Source organism: Corynebacterium pseudodiphtheriticum DSM 44287, from assembly GCF_000688415.1.
Classification (GTDB): domain Bacteria; phylum Actinomycetota; class Actinomycetes; order Mycobacteriales; family Mycobacteriaceae; genus Corynebacterium; species Corynebacterium pseudodiphtheriticum.
In genome coordinates this window covers 104,327-130,434 of record NZ_JIAH01000006.1, presented here as the reverse complement: position 1 = coordinate 130,434, position 26,108 = coordinate 104,327, and the positions used below count along the sequence as shown (strand labels likewise).

Sequence of the window (26,108 nt, the reverse complement as noted above, 5' to 3'; positions counted from 1 at the left end):
TAGAAAGTTCCCACAATTAGCGATCAAGGGATTTCTTTTTCACCTTTAGCTAATTTAATGAGTTTTGGGTAGTTATCGGGTTTTGAGTATCCCGTTCAGCGTTTCCGCTTTTAGTTGTGCCCCCAGTCGGGCTCGAACCGACACTGTATGGATTTTAAGTCCACCGCCTCTGCCAATTGGGCTATGGGGGCAAATACCAAGCGACCAGCAATTATCAGCTGTTTGTTGGCACGGATGATTATTCTAGCACAGAAACAGCTTCAGCTTGTTTCCAGATCACCCCATCAAGAATATCTTTTTCGCTAATCACGAATTCTCGTACTCCACTGTGCCTCTCGATCATGTCCATGATCCCACGTACAGCTACTGCTCCACCGCCAAGTACATCGGCACGCCCAGGGTGGACCACCGGGTTCTGCGCTCGCGCTGCAGCGGAAGTAGCAATGACTTGGTCTAGCAATACACGAAGAGCATCAAAGCGCAGCACGGAACCGTGAATTTGTTCCGGGTCATACTGCTCTAAGCCTTGGGCTAATGCGGAAAGTGTCGTGAACGTACCGGCACAGCCAACCACAGTTCGTGCCTGATTGATTGGCACAAGTTTTTCTACCTCGGACATGCGCTCCGCGACGAAATCGTCTGCGATTTCCACCTCTGTCTCGCTCGGTGGATCGGACGGCAGCATACGCTCGGTAATGCGTACGCACCCCATGGCTGCTGAATGTGCGCCAAGGATTTCCTCGCCTTTTTTACTGACGATGAATTCCGTAGAACCGCCTCCCAAATCGATTACGCAAAACGGGCCGGCTTCAGCAGGGAGATCTTGTACGGCGCCCAAAAAGGACAACTCAGCTTCTTCGACCCCGGTAATCACCTCAGCAGAAACACCAGGTTCAATTTCTCCGAGCAGCTCGGCAGTCATGTTAAAAAAGGCTTGATTGTTTTTCGCGTCACGCACCGCTGCAGTAGCAACCATACGAACTTTTTCCACGTTTTCGAATTTCATGATGTTCACGTAATTCCGTAACGCTTCCCGCGTCCGCACAATAGCTTCCGCTGCTAGCTCGCCGGTAGCATCTACGCTTTGTCCCAGACGGACGATTTCCATCCTGCGCGTAACCTCGTTAATGCTAACCCCAGAAGGAGTGTTGCCAGTCCGGGTGACGTCACTGATCAACAAACGGATAGAATTCGTGCCGCAGTCAACGGCTGCAATGCGGGTCATGAAATTTCCTTCTTTTCGGCTCGGCTATTTTCAGCGACTATTTTTCAGCGTTGCTGAAATCGAAATCATCGAGATCGATTCCCAGGCCTTCACACGAGGGCCAGTCCACCGGGATGGCAATGCCCCGCAAGTTACCATGCTCAGCTGCCATCGCCACCGCTTCTGTGCCCAGGCGGAAATGATCCGGCCCCTTGGCTAAAGCATAAGCAATCAAAACATGGAGACATTTCACGCGTTCCGGCATTCCACCACCAGAAAAATCGGTACCTAAATCTTCCATCGCATTGCGTTCTGCCAAAAAAGCTTCATGCGCGCGTTGATAATCCTCGGCAAGCTCTTCATCTTCCGCCAAGCGGGATTCCATCCACTTCATCACGTGTGCAACTTCCAACCGTGAAGCTTCCGCCGTTAAACGCGGGTCGGTGAGATAAAAAAGTGTGGGAAACGGGGTGCCATCGGGAAGCTTTGGTGTCGTTTTAATCACCGCCGGCGCACCGTCGGGGGTGCGGTACGAAATCTCTACGACACCACGCGGGCGACGTCCCAGCTGCTTTTCGACGGCATCAAGTTCGGCGGAAGTAACACTCATGTGTGCTATTCTCGCACGACCAGTTGCACTACGCGCAACTGGTTACCACAACTTCATCGGTTAGTTGGATCCTCGGCATGTTCTGGGACTTCTGGGGCCACCGGATCGCCCTCTACTTCCTCTCCGTCGGTGGACGTGGGAGCGTCGGCAGGCTCTGGGATCTCTGGTGGTTCCGCAATTGCGTCCCACAGCACTGCGTACCATGGGCGGGCTTCCTCATAGTCTTGCCGTGAGGTGGTCACCGAATCCTTATTAGTAATACGCGGATCGATGATGCGATAAGCAGTCTCTCCGGGTTCTACCAACCCGAAGCGGCTGCGCGCTTGTTCGCGCACATAATCCGCGTCTTTATAACGCTCAATCTCGTCTTCAACCCGAAGTTTTTCGGCTTTCTTCGCCGCAATGGAATCTTCCAAGCGCGCAATTTCGGCCCGGCCCTCATAATAATTACGCAGTGGCACCGCCACCGACAACAAGATCACCAACACCACAGAAACCATCACAGCAACACTGATGAGGTCGAAGCGCTGGTGGAATTTCTTTCGGGATCGACCGGCTACCGCAGTTTTTCCCCCCGGTCCACGCTGGGCGGCGGTACGAGAAGAAACGGGCACGGTTGTCCGTGTCCGCAGCGTAGACTTTTTACGCTCAGTCATGATCTCCTCGAGTTACCGTCCAGCGCGGATTTTAGCCCTGGAAACGTGGGAATGCGTCACGTCCAGCGTAACGTGCGGCCGCATCTAGTTCCTCTTCAATGCGCAACAAACGGTTGTACTTCGCAACACGCTCGGAACGAGCCGGCGCACCAGTTTTGATTTGACCACAAGATAGCGCCACTGCTAAATCAGCAATCGTAGTGTCTTCGGTTTCACCCGAACGGTGCGACATCATTGTGCGATAACCGTTGCGGTGAGCCAGCTCAACCGCATCGAAAGTTTCGGTCAAGGTTCCAATTTGGTTGACCTTCACCAGCAGAGCATTAGCGGCACCTTTGTCGATGCCTTCACGCAAACGCTGCGGGTTGGTGACAAAGAAATCATCACCAACGATCTGTACTTTGTCGCCAATTTCGCGGGTGAGGTTAACGTAGCCATCCCAATCGTTTTCATCCAATGGATCCTCAATGGACACGATTGGATATTCAGCGATCAGTTCAGCATAAACGCTCGCCATTTCTGCACCAGAAAGCTCGGATCCTTCAAACTTGTAGGATCCATTGTCGTAGAACTCAGAAGAAGCCACATCCAGTGCCAACGCAACGTCTTTGCCTGGCTCGTAGCCAGCTTTCTTAATTGCCTCAACGATCACGTCTAGGGCTGCACGCGTTGATTCCACAGACGGAGCAAAACCGCCTTCGTCGCCAAGACCAGTAGACAACCCGCGCTCTTTCAACACCGCTTTCAAGGCGTGGTAAACCTCAGCGCCTTGTTGCAGGGCTTCGGCGAAACTGGTGGCAGACAGCGGAGCAATCATGAATTCCTGAACGTCAACACCGGAATCAGCGTGCGCACCACCATTGAGGATATTCATCATTGGCACTGGCAACACATGGGCATTCGGGCCACCAATATAACGGTACAAAGGCAGCGCAGCGGAATCAGCAGCCGCCTTTGCCACAGCCATAGAGACACCCAAAATGGCATTAGCACCCAATTTGGATTTATTTTCAGTGCCATCGAGTTGCAGCATAGCCGCGTCGATCAGGCGCTGATCATCAGCAACCTGGCCGGCCAATTCGTCAGCGATAACCTCGTTAACGTTTTCTACGGCCTGCAACACTCCCTTACCCAGGTAGCGTTTGCCACCATCACGCAGTTCGTGAGCTTCATGCTCACCGGTCGAAGCGCCGGAAGGCACCCCGGCACGGCCGTGCGCGCCGTCATCCAGAACAACTTCTGCTTCCACAGTTGGATTGCCGCGGGAATCCAAGATCTCGCGTGCAAAAACATGCATGATATCAGCCACAGGCTGGGCCTCCTCTGATTTTCCGGCACACTAGTGCGCCATGTCAGGTGCAGTGAACACCCCTAATTGTTCCAGATTTCACCGAAAGCTGTAACAGGCACCCCGTATTAGCGGGAGGCGGGCTGGTCAATGGCATAAGAATTCGCCGCATCACGAACCTTGAGAACATAGTCGTTCGAGTTGTTGTACGACAAGATCGCCTCGGTCCATGCTTGTGGATCATCCAAATTGCGCCCTCCAGTACACAACAATTTTGCCGCTGCCAACGCAGCATCATCAATCTGCTGTGGATCAGGGTAACCATCGCCAGAAGCATCCAAACCGTAGCGATGCCAGGTTTGGGGAATGAACTGCATCGGACCAACCGCGCGGTCATAGACATTATCGTTATCGAATTCCCCACCATCAGTATCCGGAATATGCACAGTATTATTCGTGCCATCCAGCGGTATCCCAATAATCGGAGGATGCACCCGGCCGTCATCACCTATAGAAGGCCTATCGAACCAATTACCGGCATAACTCCCATGGCGCGTTTCCACCCAACCGATTCCTGCCAACGTCGTCCAGTCCAGATTGCACGACGGCCAGGCATCACGGGCGATCAGCTCCGCATTGCCATAAGCTCGCAATGCTTGCCCCGGGATCCCGGTATCGTCGGCAAGCCCTTCAGACCAATAGGTCAACTTATCAGCGGTGCGTCCTTCGCTATGCACATCAATAGACGGCACCTCTCGGCCCGCTGCCGGTGGTACATTATCCGGCACCGGCTGCAACTGCCGAGTGACCGACGGCCCATCGAGAAACGACAACAGCCACAGCACCACAGAGATCACCAAAATAATCCCCAGTACCGAGGCACAACCAACTTTCAGGCAGCCAGATCTCCTACTGCGAGCTGAATAATCCATCGTGGAACAAACCTACCCTTGCTCCTGTTCCGCACGCTTACCCTCAATCCACAATCGGTCTTGCTCTTCCTGAGAGACCATGCTGGATGTGCCATCAAAAAGATACGGCGCGCGCGAACGCATTTTGGCAATAAAACTGGCCGCAACATCGTCCAAACTAAACGCTTCCCGACGACGCCCTAATTCCGCATGAAACAACAATTGCAGCAAAACATCACCCAGCTCACGCACCAACTGCGCGTCATCAATATCCCGGGTCGTCTCAGCAGACTCAATAACCTCGCAAAGCTCCGCAACCTCCTCGCGCAGATAAGGCACCAGCGTTTTATGGGTCTGCAATAATTCAAATTCACCGATATCACGGGCACGCCGCATGACCTGACGTGCGATATAAAGCTGATCATCCCGCGAACGCGCAGTTATTATCCTCTCGCCGCGACTCACGCGCTCCAGCACGCGCTGGTCCGCTTCATTAGTACTCACCAAAAGTCCTGCCCCAGAAGGATCAGTTCCACGAATAACATCACCAAAATTCCAGCGCACTGTCACCGGCACTTCCTCGGTATAGCTCACCGGGCCAGAAACGCCACTGAATACCTCCAACGGAATTTGCTCGGGCCAACGAGGATCAAGAAGCAGAACAGTCATAAAGACAATCCTATAAGCAACTATGCCCGCTATAGCCACCCCGCCTTTCGCGCTCAGGGATTTCCAGGGTAGCTTTACCATCATGCACAGCGAGTCAAATGCCACCACCAACACCGCGGCAGTGAGCGGAACCGGGGCCACATCCCAGTCCGCACAAACGTCTCAGCAGCAAGGAGACGGAAAATCCAAGCACACGGTCACGATGTGGTCACTTGTCGCGCTCATCATCGGCTCTTGCGTCGGTGCAGGAATTTTCTCGCTACCGCAAAACATCGCTTCAGTAGCCGCACCCGGCGCGATGTTGATTGGTTGGGCAATCGCCGGCGTCGGCATGCTCTCAGTAGCATTCGTTTTCCAGATTCTGGCACAGCGTAAACCACACCTGGATTCCGGGGTGTATTCCTATGTGCGCGCCGGGTTGGGAGATTTTATTGGCTTCGCTTCCGGTTGGGGGTATTGGCTCGGCTCGGTCATCGCGCAGGTGGGCTACGCAACCCTGTTTTTCAACACCATCGGCCACTATGTGCCGCTATTCCACGAATCCAACCGCTGGGCATCGTTTATTTCCGTGAGCATCATGACCTGGGTGATTTTCGCGTTGCTTAGCCGCGGGGTGAAACAAGCCGCAATCATGAACACTGTGGTTACCGTCGCCAAGTTAGTCCCGATCCTGGCGTTTATCGTACTGCTGCTGTTTTTCGGTTTCAGCTGGGATACTTTCACCCTCGATTTCTGGGGCCGTGAATCTAGTGAAGGCTCAGTTTTTGAACAGGTCCAAGGGATCATGTTGTTTACTGTCTGGGTATTCATCGGTGTGGAAGGCGCGTCGGTGTATTCCAAGCAGGCCCGGCAACGCACCGATGTAGGCCGCGCGACCGTGCTCGGGTTCGTTTCCGTTCTCGTCTTGCTGGTGTCTGTGGCGACGTTGTCGTTTGGTGTACTCAGTAAAGAAGAATTAGCGGCCTTGCCAGATAACTCCATGGCCGCCGTGCTAGAAGCTGCTATCGGCCCCGTCGGCGGCTTGCTGATTTCGATTGGACTGTGTATCTCAGTTTTGGGCGCGTATGTTTCCTGGCAAATGCTATGCGCCGAGCCGTTGACCATGATGGCGATTGACGGGTTGCTACCCAAGCGAACCGGTGCCATCAACCACGCAGGCGCTCCGTGGATGGCACAACTGATTTCTACCTCCGTGATTCAATTCGCGGTCATCGTATTCTTCCTCAACGAGACCGCCTATATTTCAATGGTGCAGCTGGCTACGGTGATGTACCTATTGCCGTATATCTTTTCCTCGCTATACCTGCTGCTGTTGGCATCACGCGGCAAAGGCATAACTCACCCACACGCCGGCACGAGGTTCGATTTGTCTGGACCGGAAATGTCCCAGCGCGAAAACCGACGCCATCTTCTTATCGGCGCAGTAGCGTTTATCTATTCCATGTGGCTGATTTATGCTGCCGATCCGGTTTATATTCTCTTCGGTGCACTAGCCGTTGTTCCCGGAATAATCCCGTACGTTTTGACGCGAATCTCGCGCAAAGAAAAATTATTTAACGGTTTTGAATGGTCAATCGTCATTCTGGTGGTCATCGCAGCAGTTATCGCTGCTGTTGGTTTGGCACAAGGCTCGCTACACCTGTAGGCATCGAAGCCGTATAGCCCGGTTACAGCATGCCCTTATCTGGTTGTTGACAGCAGGTTTTTAGTACGGTTAGTACACCGTCGATTCCTGTGACTATCACTTCTATTTGGGAGCTTCTGTGACTCGTATCAGCGCGGATCTCACGCGTTCTACTGCTACCACTACTGGCACTTTCGATACTGCTGCAGCTACGTCTGCTGGTGATTCCTCTACCAGTGACCATGGTCGTACTGCCTGGGCCGACCGGGTCCGGGAGCTTGCAGAACAACGAAACGCGGTCATCCTGGCCCACAATTACCAAATTCCGGAGATTCAAGACATCGCGCACCACACTGGCGATTCCTTAGCGCTGTCCCGGCAAGCAGCCGCCACTGATGCCGATATCATTGTGTTTTGCGGTGTGCATTTCATGGCCGAATCAGCGAAGATTCTCTCCCCAAACAAGAAGGTGCTCATCCCAGATGCACGCGCTGGTTGTTCCTTGGCGGATTCAATCACTGCTGAACAGCTGCGAGAGTGGAAGGCCGAACATCCAAACGCTTTGGTGGTCAGTTACGTCAACACCACCGCCGAGGTAAAAGCCCTGACCGACGTCTGCTGCACCTCATCAAACGCCGTCGATGTCGTCAATTCCTTACCGGCAGACCAAGAAATCTTGTTCTGCCCAGACCAGTTCTTGGGTGCTTATGTGAAACGAGAGACCGGTCGAGAAAACATTCGTATCTGGGCTGGCGAGTGCCATGTACATGCAGGTATTAGCGCCGAACAATTGACCCGGCAAACCCAGGACAACCCCTCGGCAGATTTGTACATCCATCCGGAATGCGGTTGCGCGAACTCTGCACTGTATTTAGCCAATGAAGGCTTGGTACCGCAAGATCGCGTGCATATGCTTTCAACCGGTCAGATGATCACGCAGGCACAAAAACAGCCGCAAAATAAGGTTTTGGTCGCTACCGAGACCGGTATGCTGCACCAACTACACCAGGCAGCCCCCAACATTGATTTCCAAGCGGTCAACGATCGCGCTGAGTGCAAGTATATGAAGATGATCACTCCTGAAGCGCTAGTACGTTGCTTGGAAACCGAAACGGATGAAGTCACGGTTCCAGAAAATATTGCGAATGCAGCCCGTAAATCACTCGAAGCCATGATTTCGATCGGCAGCCCTGGTGGTGCCGAATAAATGGATCACTTGCAGCTTCCTGATTGCTCTGCGCTAATAGACACCGCGTTAGACGAAGATTTCGCTTACGGTCCAGACCACACCTCATTAGCAACGGTCACCACCAGCGCCTCATGCACCGCCGAGTTGAACGCCCGGCAGGACGGTGTCATCGCCGGTTTGGGGCTAATAAAACCAGTATTAAGCGCTGTCGCCCATCGGATCGCGGATCATGAGGTCTCGCAGACGGGCGAGCATGGGCCAGAAAATTTCCGGCTCACTCTGGAATGTAACGATGGCATGCACGTCGTCACTGGGCAGCGCTTAGCGACGATCACCGCTAATACCCATCTGCTCCTAGCTGCCGAGCGAACTCTACTCAACATCATCTCGCACGCCAGCGGCATCGCAACCGAGACCTCCCGATGGGTTCGCGCGATCGCAGATGCAGCAACAGAATTCGCCCAGAAAACTGAGGCTTCTGGCGACTGCCACCAACCAGCGATCCCACAAGCCCGGGTGCGCGACACCCGAAAAACCCTCCCAGGACTGCGCGAGTTGCAAAAATACGCGGTCCGCGCCGGCGGAGGCAGTAACCACCGGATGGGCTTGGGTGATGCCGCGATGATCAAAGACAATCATGTTCACGCCGCTGGCGGTAGCGTCAGCGCGGCTCTTCGCCTGGTTCGTGAGCATAAACCCGATATTCCGTGCGAAGTGGAAGTCGACACCTTAGAACAACTCGATGAAATTCTGCCGCTGCACCCAGACATGGTGTTGCTGGATAACTTCTCCCCCGCCGAAGTTCGTGCGGCAGTAGCGCGTCGGCAAGAGCTCAGCCCGGCAACCAAACTGGAGGCTTCCGGAGGGCTCACACTTGCTCGCGCTGGCGAGTACGGCACCACCGGGGTGGATTATCTTGCGGTGGGCGCACTAACTCACTCAGTGCGTGTAATGGATATTGGATTGGATTTTTCATGACAGCAACTCAGATAGCCCTGATCGGTGCTGGTCCCCGCGGTATTTCGGTTCTAGAACGGCTTGCAGCCTATTTACGCGACTCGTCCAGTTCCGGACAGGCGCAAACGAAGACGCAGGCAGTCCGCCCACAGATAACGATTCACATCGTTGATGATTCCCAAATCGGTGCCGGTCGGGTATGGGACACCACCCAGACTCGTACACTGTGTATGAACACGTTGGCTGATGCCGTGACTTTATTTACCGAGCCTGGTTCCACCGTGGGTGCCTCAGTGCTATCTGGCCCAACACTATACGAATGGATCCGCCTGGTTCGCGGCGATGATCTGCTAGCGGCATTCACTGCAGGTAACCTTAACTATGACACCAACGCTCAGGTAGTTCAGGAAAAAGAAGCACTGTTTCGTGCACACCCGCCGCGAAAAAGCCTAGCAAATGACTACCACGAGGAATTAGTCGGCACAGTAGAACAATCCAATCCTTCTCGCGCGCTTTATGGCGAATACCTGCGTTGGGTCTATCAGGTGGCTCTGGCGCATTTGCCGGATTCTGTGGAAGTCATCGAACACAATTCCCGTGCGGTTGACATGTACACGGTCCCGGACAGCGCTAATACCGACGTCATTACCCTTGCCGACGGCACCAGCTTTTCCGCCCACGCCACTGTGCTAGCCACTGGCTGGGTGCTGAACGCGGATAACGATGAGCAGCACCAATTGCGCGCGGCCAGTCAAGCTGAGCATTTAACCTGGATCAGTCCAAATAACCCAGTAGAACAACCCGTAGACAATATCGCGGCGGAAAAACCAGTGCTGGTACGGGGACTAGGAATGGGATTTTTCGATTTGCTAGCACTATGCACCCTCGGCCGTGGCGGCTCTTTCGACGTAGATCCAACCACGCGCTCGGGGCTACGGTATCGAGCCAATGGGAAAGAACCACATTTTGTAGTTTCTTCCCGCCGCGGCTACCCATTTTTGCCAAAGTCAGATTACGGTTCGCTCCCGCCAAAAGCTCATATGCCCCGTCTACACAACGCCCTGCAGGCTGTGCAGGAGCAAGAGCGGATTGATTTTTCCATCGACCTTGCTCCGGCGATTATTCGCGATGCTATCCAGGCCTTTTATGCAACGCTCTCTCGCCTAGCCCCAGAATCGATCCTCACCAGTACGGAAGACATCAACACCGTGCTGGATTCGACCCCAGTATATGTGTTGTTGGATCCGCACGGTCTCAGCGGTGTGTTAGCCCGGCACACGACTGAGATCTGCAATTTGCAGCCGTATTTACACCCACGCGTCGAATCGACTCAGCAAGTTGCTGAAGCAATGGCCCGAGATATCGACGAAGCCCTAAAAGGTTCCAATTCACCGATCAAGGCTGCTTTGTGGGTATTCGCCTCCTGTCGCAAACACGTTGGGATTGCCGGAAGCCAAGGAAAATTCATGGCAGATTCCACAACCCCAACGCTGTCGCAAATCATGGCTTTAGGACAGATGGTTGGTTCCGGGCCTCCACTGTTTCGTTCCCAACAGTTACTGGCGCTTGTCGACGCCGGACTGGTGGAGTTTTTGGGCGCCCAACCACGTTTGACCATTGGTTCTGCAGAGTTCACGCTCACCTGCGGTTCGGGTGTTTCTGCACGGCGGGCCAGTGCGACAACGCTCGTCGATGCTTGGTTACCAAAGCCTGATATCCGCTTCCCTGCCGATCCGTTGAGCCAGGCTTTATTCGCTTCCGACCGGATCCGTCCGTTCTCGATTGACGGAGTGGAACAAGGTTCGCCGGAAACTGCGTACGCGACGCGTCGGACGATTCGCCCGGACGGCAGTCAGGATTCCCGTCTGCACATCATTGGTATTCCCACACATGCGCAGATGCCAGATACCACGATTTCCCCAATGCCAGGTACCGACCCGATCATGTTGCAAGAAACGGATAAAACCGCACGCAGCGTGCACGCGATTATTCAGGATCTGCGCGACGAAGCTCCACAGCCGTAGCTGCTTGGGCTAGCCCAGCTAACACCAGCTGGGTCATCCACTTCTGATGATCCGGCAGGATGTCGTGCCCCAGACTGGTTAATTTCCGAGAAAGCACGCCGATGGTCAATACAAAGCGGCGCGCGTGCAGCTCGGGCGTCACGAAGCCGTACTGCGCTGCAGTGGCTAAAAGTTTTTCAATTGGCTGCATATCACGGTTCCGGACCGCGGTGGCGAATTGCTGCACGAGATCTTGCCGCTCTGCGTAGCGCGAAACTTGCTCACTCAGCGGACCGACACCTTGTTCTACCAATTCGGTGACAAGATCTGTCCAGGTCTGCCATGGGTGCGCTTCCCAGTGGCCATCGTATTTTTCGATAATTGCGCAGTGTTGCGAATAGACGTGGTCCCCCACGGCTAAAATTAACGCCCAGCGATCCGGAAAATTCCTGTGTACGGTGGCCACTCCTACTCCCGCAGCCGTGGCAATCGCACGAAAAGTGACATCGATACCGTGTTCTTGGAACAAGCGGTGGGATGCTCGAATGATGGCTTCTCGGTTCGCTTGGGCATCAGCGCGCACTGCGGCTCCTTTCTTCGAGCAGAGCGGCAAGTCATTCAATCCGCCTGTGGTGGCCCCATTTTCTTCCGTTATATATTACACCGGGCTATCACTTCGGTGGCCGTTTCGGGCTGGTCACTGTCGCGTCGTTCGGGATCCAGAACCGCAGGGGTGCAGCAACATTCTTGGAAATGCCGATGCGCGGTCCAGCTACCCATTCAGGTTCCTGCGAGCGTATGCCAAGCTGTGGATTCATTGTTGCGGTTCCTCGTGGCGGCAGGCTGTCCATGTGGGCAGGCACTTGTTCTACAGCGAGGTGATTGTGTTCGGTACCCACTCCGAAGGCTTTAGCAAGGTTTCCAGGGCCGGACGCTAAACGGGTATAGCTGACATCGCCCCGGCGGCTACGCGCTATCGGCTCACCGGCGATCACTCGCCCAGAGCGAAGCAAGCACCCTTGGCCGGTGCCTTCCGGACCACACACCAAGTTGCAGCAACGATGAATACCATAAGAAATATAGACGTATAGGCGTCCGCCCGGCCCCCAAAGCGCGGCGTTTGCCGGTGTCTTGCCACGGAAACTATGCGCAGCTGTGTCGATGCCATGTAGATAGGCTTCCACCTCAGTAATTTCGATGGTCACAGAGCCAAAAGACAGGGTTCTGCCCAAAAGCAAGGGCGCAACTACATCGGCATCAGCAGAAAAATCTAGCATTCGTGCACACTCCACTAGCCACTAGAAGTCATAATTGATTACAGCTGTTCGCCACTGTTTACTACTACTCACTCCTATTCGCTCAGCGAAAACACCGAGCCGCTGGATTTCTGCACTCGAGGTTTCCCTGGCTTCTTACGTCGCGCTTCGCCACGTGTAACAGCACCGGCTTCATCTTTGCCAGTAGTCTGTGGTTTCTGTGCTCCGGATACGTCAGTTTTTTCCACATCGAACATCTCGGTGAGGAAATCCGCCATCCACTGCAGGAGTTCCACATCGCGCAACTTCGGGTCCGTCACGTTGCCACGACCAGCTTTCGGGAACGGTAGCTGGATCGCTTTGGCGGCTGCACGGTAATTCGCACCAGGGTGTGTGCGTTTCAAACGCACTTGCTTGGAATCCGGTAATTCCACCGGGCCCACTTTGATTCGTGTTCCTTGCACCATGATGTCGGTGACCCCGGCGCGCCGAGCTTGGTGGCGCAGGCGTGCCACAGCCAGCAAACGCTCGACCTCTTCCGGGATCGGGCCATAGCGGTCTTCCATTTCCTCAACTACCAAGTGTAGGTCTTTATTGTCCTGTGACGACGCCAGCTTGCGGTAAACCTCCAAACGCAGGCGTTCCGAAGAAATATATTGTTCCGGGATATGTGCATCCACCGGCAAGTCGATACGAATTTCTTTCGGCGACTGATCTGTGGCATCCAGTGCCTCACCGCGGGAAAGCGCCTTGAAGGTTTCGACAGCTTCGCCGACCAACCGGACGTACATATCGAAGCCGACGCCTGCGATATGACCAGATTGTTGGGCGCCCAGCACGTTTCCGGCACCGCGCATTTCCAGGTCTTTCATGGCCACTGCCATACCGGCACCGAGATCGTTGTTTTGCGCGATCGTCGCCAAGCGGTCATAGCTGGTCTCAGAAAGTGTGGCTCCTTGCGGGTACAAAAAGTAGGCGTAGCCACGCTCCCGGGAGCGTCCAACGCGACCGCGCAGCTGGTGCAACTGTGACAGCCCCATCTGGTGGGCATTTTCCACGATCAAGGTGTTGGCATTAGCAATATCCAAGCCGGTTTCCACGATCGTGGTGCATACCAGCACGTCATATTCGCGATCCCAAAAACCTTGCACAGTACGTTCCAGCAGGTCCTCGTTCATTTGCCCATGGGCAACGACGACGCGGGCTTCTGGCACCAGTTCACGGATTTCCCGGGCCTTTTTCTCGATATCCGCGACCTTGTTGTGAATCACGAAGGTCTGACCATCGCGTAACAGCTCGCGGCGGATCGCAGCCGCAACTTGCTTGTCTTCGTAGGCACCGACATACGTCAGGATCGGGTGCCGGTCTTCCGGTGGAGTAAGGATCGTCGACATTTCCCGGATGCCCGCCATCGACATCTCCAGGGTGCGTGGGATTGGAGTCGCAGACATCGTGAGCACGTCGACGGATGAACGTAAGGCCTTGATGTGTTCTTTGTGCTCCACACCGAAGCGCTGTTCCTCATCCACGACGATCAAGCCGAGGTTTTTCCACTGCACGCCAGTCTGCAGCAACCGGTGAGTACCAATCACGATATCGACGGTGCCGTCGGCAAGCTCTTTAATGATCTGCTTGGCTTCTCCCGCGGTACTAAACCGCGAAAGCACCCGCATCTCAACTGGGAAGCCTGCCATGCGTTCAGCAAATGTGTCATAGTGCTGCTGTGCCAACAGCGTGGTCGGCACCAATACCGCGACTTGTTTTCCATCTTGCACCGCTTTGAAAGCAGCACGCACCGCAACCTCGGTTTTGCCATAGCCAACGTCGCCGACGACAACGCGGTCCATCGGGACCGACGATTCCATATCCGCTTTCACTGCTTCGATGGCCAGCATCTGGTCTTCGGTTTCGACGAACGGGAAGTTATCTTCCATCTCCGCTTGCCAAGGAGAATCCGGGGCAAAAGAATATCCCGGCGCGGCTTGGCGCTTCGCATAAAGTTGCACCAGCTCGCCAGCGATTTCGCGGACCGCTGCGCGCGCCTTTTTCTTGGTGTTTTTCCAGTCCGATCCGCCCATTTTGGACAGCGTCGGTGCTTGCCCGCCGGTGTATTTGCTCAGCAGGTCCAGTGATTCCATGGGCACCCACAATTGGTCTGCGGGCTGTCCGCGCTTCGACGCTGCGTATTCCAGCACGATGTATTCGCGGCGAGAGCTTTCCCCACCGGCATTGATCGTGCGCTCAGCCATCTTGATGAACTTGCCGATGCCGTGGGTTTCGTGGACGACGAAATCGCCTTTTTTCAGTGCCAGCGGGTCCACTCGGTTGCGCCGTTTGGCGGGTCGACGTTTGGCACCGGCGATATCGCCGACACGGTTACCGGTCAGATCGGTTTCGGTAACCACGACCAACGGCAGTGTCGCACCGTCGTGCTGGTTGCGGACTTTCGGAAAGACCAATCCGGCGTGGCTCAATGCTTGATACAGCGTGATCTCGCCAGCGTTGGGTTGCCAGCCGGGCTCTGCCACGTGCGCCGAGATGCCGTTTTCGCGGAATCGTTCCGCCATGCGTTTGATAGCACCGGCTGCCGGGGCGATATATGCTGCGCGTCCACCCGACTGGCAATGGGCGCGAAGCTGCGACATCATCGCTTCGATTTCTTTGGCGTCGCCTTTCGGCTGTGGACCAGCCTCAAATTCGAGCGGCAACGTCGCTGCTTCATCTGCGGCAAACATTCCTGGAGGGGCGAACGTCCACCAGGAACTGCCACGTTCCCGGGTGATGTCTTCTAATTGTTCTAGGGACAAGTAGTTTGCTGCCGACAAGTCAAGTTTGTTGTGGGCCACCGGGCCATCCGCCCCCATGGCTGCTGCTTCCCAGCTCGCGGCCAAGAATTCTGCGTCGGTATCGTGCAGGTCCTCTACCCTACGCCGCACCTTTTCTGGGTCCATGACCAGAACATGCGTGTTATCCGGCACCAGGTCCAACAGCGACACCATCGGCGTATCCGCCAGCACCGGAAGCAACGCTTCCATGCCTTCCGATGGGATCTTTTCCGAGATCTTGGTGAGCAATTCCGCTAGCGTCGCGTTGGAAGCATACTCGCGTGCGAGTTTTTCCGCTTTCGCTGCTACCGCATCGGTAATGGGCAGTTCACGAGCCGGGAAAATAGCAACTTTGCCAACTTCGATCTCAGAGATCGTGCGTTGGTCTGCCACAGAAAACTGGCGGATATCGGTGATTTCATCACCCCAGAATTCGATGCGCACTGGATAGTCCAGGGTCGTGGGATAGACATCGACGATGCCGCCGCGTTTGGCGAATTGGCCTTTTTTACTGACCATATCGACGTGCGAATATGCACGGAATTCTAATTCAGCAACCAGCTGCTCAAAGTCATATTCTTGGTCTTCAGTCAAGCTAATCGGCGCCCGGCCATCGACAGATTCCAACACTGGCTGCGCCAATCCGCGTGCTGGGGTCACGATAACTTGCAGATCGTCTAAGCGGTGCAGCACGGCAGCACGCTTGCCGACGATATCTGCCCCCGGAGACAAACGCTCATGCGGCAAGGTTTCCCATGCGGGAAACATCGCGACCTTATTGCCCAGCATGGCAGCTAATTCTGCTTGTAGGTCTTCAGCTTCGCGGCCGGTGGCTGTGAGTACAACGACGGGGGCATGGTGCGCCAGGGTGCCGATAGCCCAGGGACGAGCTTGCGTAATGCCGGTGATGTGCAGGGTTGGTTCACCAACATGATTGATGAGCCCTTTGAGTTTCGGATCGCTGGCAGCAACTTTTAATAGGCCGGCGAGCATATTCACTTCGGGATCATTCTCCTGACTGAGATGGCTGGTGGCTGGAGCCTCACCCCTTGATATGAAAAAGCTTCCCCACCAGGACTCGAACCTAGAATGACGGTACCAAAAACCGTAGTGTTGCCGATTACACCATGGGGAAATGTCGACACTCCTACACTGCCATTCGAAACGACCATCAGTGAATGATGACATCGAGGCGATATGCAGTTGCGTGCCAACGGCTTGTAAGTTTACACAATCAGATGAAGAAATGAAAAACCAACGGCCACACAAAACGCCATACAACACGTAGCCAGGGCTTTTTCACACCCTACTCGCCATTACCATTAGCCTGGAATTATGAATCCCGGCTCCTCGCGCACCGCACGCAACCAGCAGCACAATGGCCGCCATATTGCTATCGCCAATGCCCTGCAAAACATCGGCGACCAGACTGCCTCAGCCAAAACTGTCTTGCCCTGGTTGTTTACTGCCGCTGGGGTGCCAGCAGCATTTTCTGGTTTGCTGGTGCCGGTTCGCGAGTCGTTAGCAATGCTCCCGCAGGCTGCACTGCGGGGTTGGGTGACATCACAGGAATCTCGGAAACGAATTTGGATATTGGGCTCACTTGGGCAAGCACTCTGTGCCGCGCTCATGGCACTCGCTGCATTGGTACTGAGCGGGCCCTCGCTAGGCGTCACGGTCGTGGCGCTTTTAGCCTGCCTAGCGATTTTTCGTTCCTTGTCTTCACTCTCCGGGAAAGACGTTTTGGGCCGGGCTGTGAGCAAGGGACAACGCGGCGCGGTAACCGGCACCGCGACCACACTATCGGGCATCGTCACTATCGCTGTCGGTGGCGTGCTGTTGTTCGTCCCCTCCCCAATTCCTACTTGGGTCGGCGCAGTCCTCATTGGGATTGGCGCACTCGGTTGGTGTGTGGCATCGCTTTCTTTCGCGCGTGTCGACGAAAACTTGGATACTCGCTCACTAAAGAAAGCCATGCAACCAGGCCTTCCCACCGACGCACTTCCCTGGTATCGCGATACCTGGCAGTTATTACGTGACGACGCTCATTTCCGGCAATTCGTCGTCGTTCGCTCTCTGCTCCTAGTCTCGTCACTATCCACCGCGTTTATCGTCACACTGAGCACGCTCAACGACAGCAGTTTCGCCGAATTGGGCGCCTTTGTGTTCGTCTCTGGTCTTTCAGCACTGCTTGCAGGAAAAATTTCCGGGATCTGGTCTGATCGTTCCTCCAAGACCGTGATGTCCGCCGCCGCTGGCACGGCTTCATTGGTGCTGTTGCTGCTGGTAGCAAGCTCACTGACTCTCCCTCCCGGCTGGAATTCCGTACTATTTCCACTGGGATTTTTCTTGGTGTCTCTCAGCCACGCCGCCATACGCGTGGCCCGTTCAACCTATCTCGTGGACATGGCTGAAGACGACCAACGCACCCGCTATACCGGCGCCGCAAACACACTGATGGGCGTGATTCTGTTATGCGTCGGCGCGTTGTCGTCTGTCATCGCACTCAAAGGCCCTGCTTGGGCGTTAGTATTTTTGTCTCTCATTGGTTTTGCCGGTGTTTGGGCAGCTCGCAAGCTTCCGGAAGTCTCACAAGGTGGCTAAAACCCCACGGTCAAGCGCGCACGCGCGAACACATCGTTATGATTGGTGCCATTAGTTAACCCCCATTTGTTCAGGAGTGAATTCTCGCTGTGGCTCAACAATCTTCCTGCGCGGTCATCGTCTTAGCTGCCGGCGCCGGTACACGGATGAAATCTACGACCCAGAAAACGCTGCATGAAATTGGCGGGCGCTCGCTGCTTTCCCATAGTGTGCACGCCGCGGTCGGCTTAAATCCGGACAATGTCGTCGTGGTCGTCGGCCACCAGCGTGAGCAGGTAGTGCCAGCCGTCGACACGCTTTCCGAGGAACTCGGCCGTAAGCTGACCACCGCCGTGCAAGAAGAACAACTTGGCACCGGGCACGCGGTGCAATGTGCGATGGCTGGGTTGGAAGATTTCCAGGGCACCGTGATTGTCACCAATGCTGATGTGCCCCTACTGCGACCAGAAACCCTCGATCACCTACGCGAGCACCATGAATCCGCACAAGCTGGCGTTACGGTGTTGTCCGTCGAACTTGCCGACGCCACCGGCTATGGCCGCATTGTGCGCGACGATAATCAGCAGGTTACCGCAATTGTCGAGCATAAAGATGCTTCAGCAGAAATCCGAGAAATTACCGAAATCAACTCCGGAGTCTTCGCTTTCGACGCTGCCATCCTGCGCGATGCGCTCACACAACTGAACACGGATAACGCGCAGGGCGAGTTGTATATCACTGACGTGCTGGCTATTGCGCGCGAGGCTGGCCATGGGGTCGGTGCCTATGTCGCAGCTGATGCTGGCGAGCTCGCAGGCGTCAACAACCGCGTACAGCTGGCAGAAGCAGGCAAGGAATTCAACCGCCGCACCGTAGAAGCAGCCATGCTCGGGGGCGCTACCATTGTCGACCCTGCCACCACCTGGATTGGCGCGGATGTCACCGTGGGCCAAGACGTCACCATCCACCCGGGTACGCAGCTGTGGGGAAAAACCTTCATCGCGGACGGCGCGGAAATTGGACCGGACAGCACACTCACAGATGTCGTCGTAGGCAAGAATGCGCGTGTGATCCGTGCCCACGCAGAAAGCTCGCGTATTGGCGCAGGGGCGAACGTCGGACCATTTACCTACCTTCGCCCAGGTACAGAGTTGGGTAATAACGCCAAGCTCGGTGGCTTCGTTGAGACGAAAAAAGCCACTATCGGTGAAGGCTCCAAAGTTCCGCACCTGACCTACGTGGGTGATGCGACCATCGGCAAACACTCAAATATTGGTGCTTCTTCGGTCTTCGTTAACTATGACGGCGTGAACAAGAATCACACCGTGGTGGGCGATCACGTGCGCACAGGTTCAGACACGATGTTCATCGCACCAGTAACCGTGGGTGATGGCGCCTATTCTGGGGCAGGTACAGTGATTAAAGACGATGTTCCACCAGGGGCACTGGCCGTCTCAGGTGGCCGCCAGCGCAATATCGAGGGCTGGGTCGCGCAAAAGCGCCCGGGTAGTCCCTCTGCGCAGGCTGCACAAGCTGCCGAAAACAGCACAGCCGACAACGGCGAAGCTGACAATCGCAGCACTGATAACGGCAGTGACCAGGGTTCCGAACAAGCGTAGACATCAAAGCAGAAGGGTTAATCCTATGACTGGCAAGATCGCTATGAACCAAAAGAACATGATGGTCTTCAACGGCCGCTCGCACCCAGACCTCGGCGAGGCTGTCGCCAAGGAATTGAGCACAAAAATCACCCCAATGCGAGCAGAAGACTTCGCAAATGGTGAGATCTTCGTTCGCTTTGAAGAATCGGTACGCGGCGCGGATTGTTTCGTTATGCAATCCCACGCGACCGTCGAAGGCGGCGATCTAAACAAATGGCTGATGGAGCAGCTCATCATGATTGATGCGCTCAAGCGTGGTTCCGCTAAGCGCATCACGGCCATTTTGCCGTTCTACCCATACGCACGCCAGGATAAAAAACACCGCGGACGCGAGCCTATTTCCGCTCGCCTGATCTCTGATCTGTTGCAATCCGCTGGTGCTGACCGTTTGGTCTCCGTTGATCTGCACACAGACCAAATCCAAGGCTTTTTTGATGGTCCAGTCGACCACATGCACGCCATGCCGGTGTTGACCGACTACATCAAAGAGAACTACCCAACTGAGAACATGTGCATCGTCTCGCCTGACGCTGGCCGCGTGAAGGTCGCAGAAAAATGGGCAAACGTCCTCGGCGGCGCACCGATGGCCTTCGTCCACAAGACGCGCAGCGTTGATGTAGCCAACGAAGTCGTCGCTAACCGCGTGGTCGGTGATGTTTCGGGCAAGGACTGCATCTTGGTAGACGACATGATTGACACCGGTGGAACTATCGCGGGTGCCGCAAAGATCTTGAAAGATGAAGGCGCCAAGTCTGTCGTTGTAGCCTGCACCCACGGCGTATTTTCTGGTCAAGCCCGAGAGAAGCTCTCGAACTGTGGCGCTGAAGAGGTCATCACCACCGACACCATCCCTCAGTCCACAGAGGGGTGGGACAACTTGACCGTGCTCTCCATCGCCCCTTTGCTGGCTCGCACCATCAACGAGATCTTTGAAAACGGTTCCGTTACCACGCTGTTCGAGGGGTCTGCCTAATGAAAAGCTTTGACGAATTCCGTGACAAAGTAGCCTTGGTTACCGGCGGCGGCTTCGGCATCGGCGAGGAAATCTGCTATGAACTCGGGGAATTGGGAACCCACGTTGTAGTCGCCGATTCCAAAGAACATAAGCCGTCTGAGGTGGCCGAAAAAATCCGTTCTAACGGTGGTTCGGCGTATGCCATTGAGATCGACATGACTGCCGAATCGGATTACAAGGCTGCGGTACAAACCGCCGTAGAGCAGTTTGGTGGTTTACATTACGCGGTTAATTCGCCAGGCTACGGCGGTGAAGGCGAACTCACCGGAAAGCTGAATGGTCGGCAATGGCGCGATTTGGTTGATCTCAACCTCAACGGCGTCGCTTATGCCATGCGTTATGAGATCGAACAATTCTTAGACATGGACATGAGCTCGGAGTGTTCCATCGTCAATGTCGCTTCTGTGCACGGGCTAGTGGCGGCTAAGGGCAAAGCAGCCTATTCCGCTGCCAAGCACGGCGTCATCGGGCTAACCCGTTCAGCCGCCGTGGAATACGGCTCCAAGGCAATTCGTGTCAACGCGGTGTGCCCAGGCTATATCCGGAACGCCCTGCTGGCGAATTTCATGGATGAAGATGAGCTGACCAAGCTGATCAACGACCATCCACTTGGCAGGCTGGGGTCAGTTCGAGAAGTTGCCGCGATGGTGCTGTTCCTGCTTTCGTCAAACGCATCGTTTATCACCGGCAGCACGCAAACCGTGGATGGTGGCTATACCGCCATTTAGGTCATCCCCATTTAAGACCATAATCTTTAAGAACATAGCAATTCCAGGTCTAGGCACAGTATCGCCTGTGTTTCGTTGCTGGCCTGCTGTTTGCTATGATGGCTCTCGTCTCGGCGAGGGCCATTCATTTTTGGCCGTTATCGACGCGATCTACACTTAACCCGGTAGCTCCCCCGGTCGTGGATGTGCCCTTGCCTGTGCACGTTTGTCCACATATTTATTTTCACTACACTGAGGAGTTATCTATTATGGCTCAAAATACCCCTGCTCTCGCGGCACAGCCACGTAATGAGTTTGGTAAGGGCGCTGCCCGCCGTTTGCGTCGTGAATGGCGCGTGCCTGGCGTTCTGTACGGCCCAAACACCGACCCAATTCACTTCTCTGTAGACCTGCTGGAGCTACAGACATTGATCCGTTACAACGGCCTGAACGCAGTTCTGGAATTGGAACTTGACGGCGAAAAGCACCTGTCCATGGTGAAGAACGTTGACCAAAACGTCCTCACCCTAGACGTCGATCACGTGGACCTATTGTCGATTAAGCGCGGCGAAAAGGTTGAGGTTGAGGTTCCTGTCACCGTTACTGGTGAGCCTGCCGCTGGCATGATGTTCATCCAGGACAACGACGTCTTGTTGGTTGAGGCCGACGTTCTGTCCATTCCAGAAGAGATCGAAGTTTCCATCGAAGGCGCAGAAGATGGCACCGTCATCACTGCAGCTGATTTGGACATCCCAGGTGGCGCCACCCTGGTCGCAGAAGAAGACACCGTCATCGTCTCCGTCATGGAGCCACAGGAAGACGAAGAACTCGAGGCTGCTGCTGCCGCCGCTGAAGAAGGCGGCGCTGAAGCCGGTGCAGACTCTGAAGAGGAATCCGATGAGGAAACCCCTGCAGATCGTCTGGACCCTGACACCGAGTCCTCCGACGACAAATAAGCCACTGGATAATCTAGCCGTCGGCTAGATATGCCCAAACAGAAAGTCGAGTCCACCCCATGCACACTGCGAACGCTCTGTCTCAGCACAATAGTGTTCTGATAGTTGGGCTCGGCAACCCCGGTGCGCGTTATGCACAAACTCGGCACAATATTGGCTATCGCATCGTCAATGAATTAGCAGAAACGACAGCTTTCCAGCCTGTGCCATTTAGTTTGCATAAACGTACCGGGGCTTTTGTGGCCGAAATGCCTGCTGGTTCTATAGGCTACGGCTCCCCAAAAATCATCCTGGCGCGCACCGGTACACCGATGAACACCTCTGGCGGTGTGGTCAATGCCCTGGCAAATTATTTTCATATTCCGGCTATCGGCATCGTCGCAGTTTATGACGATATGGAACGCGACTTTGGCGATTTCACTTTAAAACACGGCAGTGGCGATAAAGGCCACAACGGCTTGAAATCCCTTACCAAAGCTCTGGGTACCAAAGACTATGCTCGTCTCAGCGTTGGCATTGGACGGCCCCCTGGCAAGATGGATCCGTCATCGTTTGTTTTAGGCAACTTTTCCGCCGCCCAAGAACGCGAATTGGATTTTATTATTCCGGACGTCGCTGACTATCTCCGGAAGGCACTTCTATAAATTTTCCCCTCGGGAATCCTCTGATATCGGGATATCGATCACGAATAGCCGGTATAGTGGGAGTTACGACTGCACAGTTGCACCCAAAACGAGGAGTTCCCTTGAGTTTCGAATCCATTGCGGATGTCGTCCAACATATCGAAGATGAAGATATTAAATTTGTCGACATTCAGTTCACTGACCTTCCCGGTGTAGAGCACCACTTCAGCATCCCTGCCTCGGAATTTACTGAGGAGGCAGCAGAAGAAGGCCTGGCTTTCGACGGCTCCTCAATTCGAGGATTCACCACCATTGATGAATCCGACATGATGTTGCTGCCGGATCCACATTCTGCAATCGTGGATCCTTTCCGCACGACAAAAACCTTGAACATCAAATGCTTCGTGCACGATCCGTTTACTCGTGAACCGTTTTCACGTGACCCACGCACGACTGCGCGTAAAGCGGAGGAGTATCTGAAGTCCACAGGCATCGCTGATACCTGCTTCTTCGGCGCCGAAGCCGAGTTTTATTTGTTCGATAAGGTTCGTTTCGATACCTCCACCAATGCTGGTTTCTACGAGGTGGATTCGGACGAAGGCTGGTGGAATACCGATAAAGAAACCACTATCGACGGCCTACCAAACCCTGGCTATAAAAATCGCCCTAAAGGCGGCTATTTCCCTACCGCACCGTATGACCAGACCGTAGAAATCCGCGATGCCATGGCATTGAACCTAGAAAAGGTTGGCTTTGAGCTAGAGCGGTTCCACCACGAAGTGGGTTCCGGCGGCCAGCAGGAAATCAACTACCGCTTCTCCACCCTGCTGCACTCTGCAGACCAAATTCAGCTGTTCAAATACATCATCAAAAACACCGCGTTCCAGCATGGCAAGACTGCAACGTTCATGCCAAAGCCACTGGCTGGCGATAACGGTTCGGGCATGCACGCCCACCAGTCGCTGTGGAAAGATGGTGCGCCGCTGTTCCATGATGAAGACGGCTACGCGGGCCTGTCAGACATCGCCCGCTACTACATCGGTGGCATTCTGGAACATGCCGGTGCAGTACTGGCATTCACCAACGCCACGTTGAATTCCTACCACCGTCTGGTCCCTGGTTTCGAGGCGCCAATCAATTTGGTCTACTCCCAGCGCAACCGTTCGGCAGCCGTGCGTATCCCAACCACCGGTAATAACCCGAAAGCGAAGCGTTTGGAGTTCCGCGCACCGGACCCTTCGGGCAACCCATACTTGGGCTTTGCGGCAATGATGATGGCTGGTATCGACGGTATTAAGAATCGTATTGAGCCACATGCTCCGGTGGATAAAGACCTTTACGAGCTCCCACCAGAAGAGGCCCAAGACATCCCGACCGCACCAACCTCGCTGGAAGAATCGCTGAAGGCCTTGCAGGAAGACAACGAGTTCCTCACCGAAGGCGATGTCTTCACCGAAGACCTCATCGATACCTACATCAAGTACAAGTACGACGAGGAAATCACTCCGGTTCGCCTGCGCCCAACCCCGCAGGAATTCGAGATGTACTACGACTGCTAAGCACCAAGCTTCACGCGCCAGCGCCCCACTTTCGGTGGGGCGTTTTTTGGTTGGCTGTCATTTCGAGGAAACTAAACCACCGAATTTTAGGTCATCTATTCTTTACAGGTCGCATTTAGTAAGCTGAGAATTAGATACGAGATTAGGCCTGCCTTAACGTATCTGTCATAGTCTAATGTTGTCTAACGCTGTTTAACGCTGGTGGGCCTTAAAGAAAGGACCCACCATGCCCCGTACCTCCTCGAACCCCGATGGCAAGACAAATCCACTTCCCTATGCACAGCGCCGCGCAGAAGATGCGCCCGGACACTGGCTGCTTGCGCGGCTCGGAAAACGTGTGCTGCGCCCTGGCGGATTGGAACTCACCCGCAAGCTATTGCACAACGCCAAACTTACTGATGCCGACGTGGTCGAGCTAGCGCCTGGATTAGGCCGTACCGCCAGCGAACTACTCACTTTCCAACCAGCCAGCTATATCGGTGTCGACAAAGACGAAGATGCCGCGCGCATTACTGGGGAGATCGTCAAAGATACCGGCCGCATGGTACATGCAGATGCCGCAGATACTGGCCTGCCTGATGCTCATGCCGACGTTGTGTTGGGCGAGGCGATGCTGACGATGCAATCACCACGCGGCAAGCAGAAGATCGTGAACGAGGCAGTCCGTGTACTGCGCCCCGGCGGACGCTACGCCATCCACGAGCTCGGCTTGCAACCCGATGACCTCGACGATGAGTTCAAAACCGAGTTGCGCAAGAATCTCGCCCGCGTGATTAAGGTTAATGCCCGGCCGCTGACCATTGCTGAGTGGACGAAGCTTGTGGAAGAAGCGGGTTTGCAGGTGGAATGGACTGACACCGCACCCATGGCATTGCTGCAAATGCGCCGAAACCTTGCCGACGAGGGATTTTTGGGAACACTGCGCATCATCAAAAACGCCGCCCTGGACGCCGATGCCCGGCGCCGCATGTTGGCCATGCGCAAGCTATTTAATCAGCACAGCGATGTGCTGTGCGGCGTCGCACTCGTGGCACGAAAGCCAGAATAATTTTGGGAAAAGATCACAACTATTCCACCATCCCAACGCTTACCATTAGATAAAATGGTGGATGTATTCAACCGCAGAAAGGATGAACCATGACCTATGTAAACATCTCCGCACTGAGCTTTCCGGAAGGTGCCGCCGAAGAAATCGAGCAGCGTTTTGCGCAGCGTGCCAAGGGCGTCGACAAGGCAGAAGGGTTTGAAGGCTTCGAATTGCTGCGCCCCGTCTCTGGCGAAGATCGCTACTTCGTGATCACCCGCTGGGATAGCCAAGAAAACTACCAGAAGTGGTCAGACGCTCGCCCAGAAGGCAACCACGTGGAAGATGAAAAACGCGGCATGGCTGTCGACGTGCTCGGCTTCGAATCCATCCAGCTAGAACACTAAAGTGGAAAGCTAAAACCATCCTCGCGGCACGTTTAGCGTGTCGCATACGCACTAGCCCAAATAAAAGCCGCGGGTCCAATCTCGGACCCCGCGGCTTTTATCGGCAGTGGCACTAGTACCAGTGCATCAACTCCCCCGCGACTTATAGCTCGCTGATTGGACTGCGGTGCGGCAGCACACGTGGGCGCTTACCCGCAATATCTTCAACGCAGCGTACTACCTGGTTGGAGTAGCCATACTCGTTGTCGTACCAGCCGTAGACCACCAGGTGTTTGGTGCCATTGGCAATCGTCGCCAAGCCATCAAAACGTTCGGGGTAGGAACACGGATGGCATTACCGGTGAGCTTGCCCACTGCCCACAAATGGCAGGCATGGTGTAT

At 54.8% G+C, this 26,108-nt stretch carries 22 protein-coding genes, 1 tRNA gene and 1 pseudogene; 13 read left to right on the top strand and 11 right to left on the bottom strand.

The window, feature by feature from the left end; all coding sequences use genetic code 11:
* Positions 1-117 precede the first annotated feature (117 nt).
* From O146_RS0103640 to O146_RS0103610, 7 genes are all read right to left on the bottom strand, one after another.
* Positions 118-191 (bottom strand) — tRNA-Leu (locus O146_RS0103640).
* A gap of 47 nt (positions 192-238) precedes the next feature.
* Positions 239-1,225 (bottom strand): Ppx/GppA phosphatase family protein, encoded by a 987-nt coding sequence (locus O146_RS0103635; RefSeq protein ID WP_027017691.1) that lies wholly within the window; start codon positions 1,223-1,225, stop codon positions 239-241.
* 37 nt (positions 1,226-1,262) lie between these two features.
* The gene (locus O146_RS0103630) at positions 1,263-1,814 is read right to left on the bottom strand and encodes a DUF501 domain-containing protein (RefSeq protein WP_021352984.1); all 552 of its coding nucleotides are present in this window, start codon (positions 1,812-1,814) and stop codon (positions 1,263-1,265) included.
* 53 nt (positions 1,815-1,867) lie between these two features.
* Positions 1,868-2,470 (bottom strand): septum formation initiator family protein, encoded by a 603-nt coding sequence (locus O146_RS10980; RefSeq protein ID WP_021352983.1) that lies wholly within the window; start codon positions 2,468-2,470, stop codon positions 1,868-1,870.
* Between the two features lie 31 nt (positions 2,471-2,501).
* Positions 2,502-3,779 (bottom strand): phosphopyruvate hydratase, encoded by a 1,278-nt coding sequence (eno, locus tag O146_RS0103620; RefSeq protein ID WP_027017690.1) that lies wholly within the window; start codon positions 3,777-3,779, stop codon positions 2,502-2,504.
* A 107-nt stretch (positions 3,780-3,886) separates the two neighbouring features.
* Positions 3,887-4,690 carry a lytic transglycosylase domain-containing protein gene (locus O146_RS0103615; RefSeq protein ID WP_051619238.1) on the bottom strand — a complete coding sequence of 268 codons (804 nt, stop codon included), beginning with the start codon at positions 4,688-4,690 and terminating at the stop codon, positions 3,887-3,889.
* A 12-nt stretch (positions 4,691-4,702) separates the two neighbouring features.
* On the bottom strand, positions 4,703-5,338 hold the full coding sequence (locus tag O146_RS0103610) for a MazG nucleotide pyrophosphohydrolase domain-containing protein (RefSeq protein WP_023019721.1): 636 nt from the start codon (positions 5,336-5,338) through the stop codon (positions 4,703-4,705).
* A gap of 202 nt (positions 5,339-5,540) precedes the next feature.
* On the opposite strand from O146_RS0103610, the gene O146_RS0103605 reads away from it, so the two are divergent.
* From O146_RS0103605 to O146_RS0103590, 4 genes are all read left to right on the top strand, one after another.
* Positions 5,541-6,983, top strand: a complete 1,443-nt coding sequence (locus tag O146_RS0103605; protein ID WP_027017688.1) for a basic amino acid/polyamine antiporter — start codon at positions 5,541-5,543, stop codon at positions 6,981-6,983.
* 127 nt (positions 6,984-7,110) lie between these two features.
* Positions 7,111-8,169: a quinolinate synthase NadA gene (nadA, locus tag O146_RS0103600; protein ID WP_051619264.1), complete on the top strand. Its 1,059-nt coding sequence runs from the start codon at positions 7,111-7,113 to the stop codon at positions 8,167-8,169.
* Positions 8,170-9,129, top strand: coding sequence for a carboxylating nicotinate-nucleotide diphosphorylase (gene nadC / locus O146_RS0103595; RefSeq protein ID WP_023019723.1), 960 nt, complete (start codon positions 8,170-8,172; stop codon positions 9,127-9,129). It begins immediately after the preceding gene.
* A complete protein-coding gene (locus O146_RS0103590) occupies positions 9,126-11,132 on the top strand; it encodes an FAD/NAD(P)-binding protein (RefSeq protein ID WP_027017686.1) in 2,007 nt (668 codons plus the stop codon). Before nadC ends, O146_RS0103590 begins: the two co-directional genes overlap by 4 nt.
* Here the strand turns inward: O146_RS0103590 and O146_RS0103585 are convergent.
* The 3 genes from O146_RS0103585 to mfd all read right to left on the bottom strand — a co-directional run bounded on the left by O146_RS0103585 (position 11,095) and on the right by mfd (position 16,185).
* Positions 11,095-11,694, bottom strand: coding sequence for a TetR/AcrR family transcriptional regulator (locus O146_RS0103585; protein WP_027017685.1), 600 nt, complete (start codon positions 11,692-11,694; stop codon positions 11,095-11,097). The genes O146_RS0103590 and O146_RS0103585 overlap by 38 nt on opposite strands.
* Before the next feature lie 88 nt (positions 11,695-11,782).
* A complete protein-coding gene (locus tag O146_RS0103580; protein WP_027017684.1) occupies positions 11,783-12,388 on the bottom strand; it encodes a DNA-3-methyladenine glycosylase in 606 nt (201 codons plus the stop codon).
* 74 nt (positions 12,389-12,462) lie between these two features.
* A complete protein-coding gene (mfd, locus tag O146_RS0103575) occupies positions 12,463-16,185 on the bottom strand; it encodes a transcription-repair coupling factor (RefSeq protein ID WP_035000569.1) in 3,723 nt (1,240 codons plus the stop codon).
* A 342-nt stretch (positions 16,186-16,527) separates the two neighbouring features.
* On the opposite strand from mfd, the gene O146_RS0103570 reads away from it, so the two are divergent.
* The 9 genes from O146_RS0103570 (at position 16,528) to O146_RS0103530 (ending at position 25,727) form a co-directional block, all read left to right on the top strand.
* Positions 16,528-17,796, top strand: a complete 1,269-nt coding sequence (locus O146_RS0103570; protein ID WP_027017682.1) for an MFS transporter — start codon at positions 16,528-16,530, stop codon at positions 17,794-17,796.
* An 89-nt stretch (positions 17,797-17,885) separates the two neighbouring features.
* Positions 17,886-19,394: a bifunctional UDP-N-acetylglucosamine diphosphorylase/glucosamine-1-phosphate N-acetyltransferase GlmU gene (gene glmU / locus O146_RS0103565; RefSeq protein ID WP_027017681.1), complete on the top strand. Its 1,509-nt coding sequence runs from the start codon at positions 17,886-17,888 to the stop codon at positions 19,392-19,394.
* Between the two features lie 25 nt (positions 19,395-19,419).
* Entirely contained in the window at positions 19,420-20,409 is a 990-nt protein-coding gene (locus O146_RS0103560) for a ribose-phosphate diphosphokinase (protein ID WP_027017680.1), read from the top strand.
* Positions 20,409-21,179: an SDR family NAD(P)-dependent oxidoreductase gene (locus tag O146_RS0103555; protein ID WP_023019730.1), complete on the top strand. Its 771-nt coding sequence runs from the start codon at positions 20,409-20,411 to the stop codon at positions 21,177-21,179. Before O146_RS0103560 ends, O146_RS0103555 begins: the two co-directional genes overlap by 1 nt.
* Positions 21,180-21,427: 248 nt before the next feature.
* Positions 21,428-22,114: a 50S ribosomal protein L25/general stress protein Ctc gene (locus O146_RS0103550; protein WP_021353256.1), complete on the top strand. Its 687-nt coding sequence runs from the start codon at positions 21,428-21,430 to the stop codon at positions 22,112-22,114.
* Between the two features lie 59 nt (positions 22,115-22,173).
* Positions 22,174-22,758, top strand: a complete 585-nt coding sequence (pth, locus tag O146_RS0103545; protein ID WP_027017679.1) for an aminoacyl-tRNA hydrolase — start codon at positions 22,174-22,176, stop codon at positions 22,756-22,758.
* A 101-nt stretch (positions 22,759-22,859) separates the two neighbouring features.
* Entirely contained in the window at positions 22,860-24,296 is a 1,437-nt protein-coding gene (glnA, locus tag O146_RS0103540) for a type I glutamate--ammonia ligase (RefSeq protein WP_021353254.1), read from the top strand.
* A 226-nt stretch (positions 24,297-24,522) separates the two neighbouring features.
* Positions 24,523-25,344 (top strand): class I SAM-dependent methyltransferase, encoded by an 822-nt coding sequence (locus O146_RS0103535; RefSeq protein ID WP_027017678.1) that lies wholly within the window; start codon positions 24,523-24,525, stop codon positions 25,342-25,344.
* A gap of 89 nt (positions 25,345-25,433) precedes the next feature.
* Positions 25,434-25,727: an antibiotic biosynthesis monooxygenase family protein gene (locus tag O146_RS0103530; RefSeq protein ID WP_027017677.1), complete on the top strand. Its 294-nt coding sequence runs from the start codon at positions 25,434-25,436 to the stop codon at positions 25,725-25,727.
* A gap of 142 nt (positions 25,728-25,869) precedes the next feature.
* Here O146_RS0103530 and O146_RS12565 read toward each other — a convergent pair.
* Positions 25,870-26,031 (bottom strand): annotated as a pseudogene (locus O146_RS12565) (glyceraldehyde-3-phosphate dehydrogenase); the annotation flags it as partial.
* Positions 26,032-26,108 lie beyond the last annotated feature (77 nt).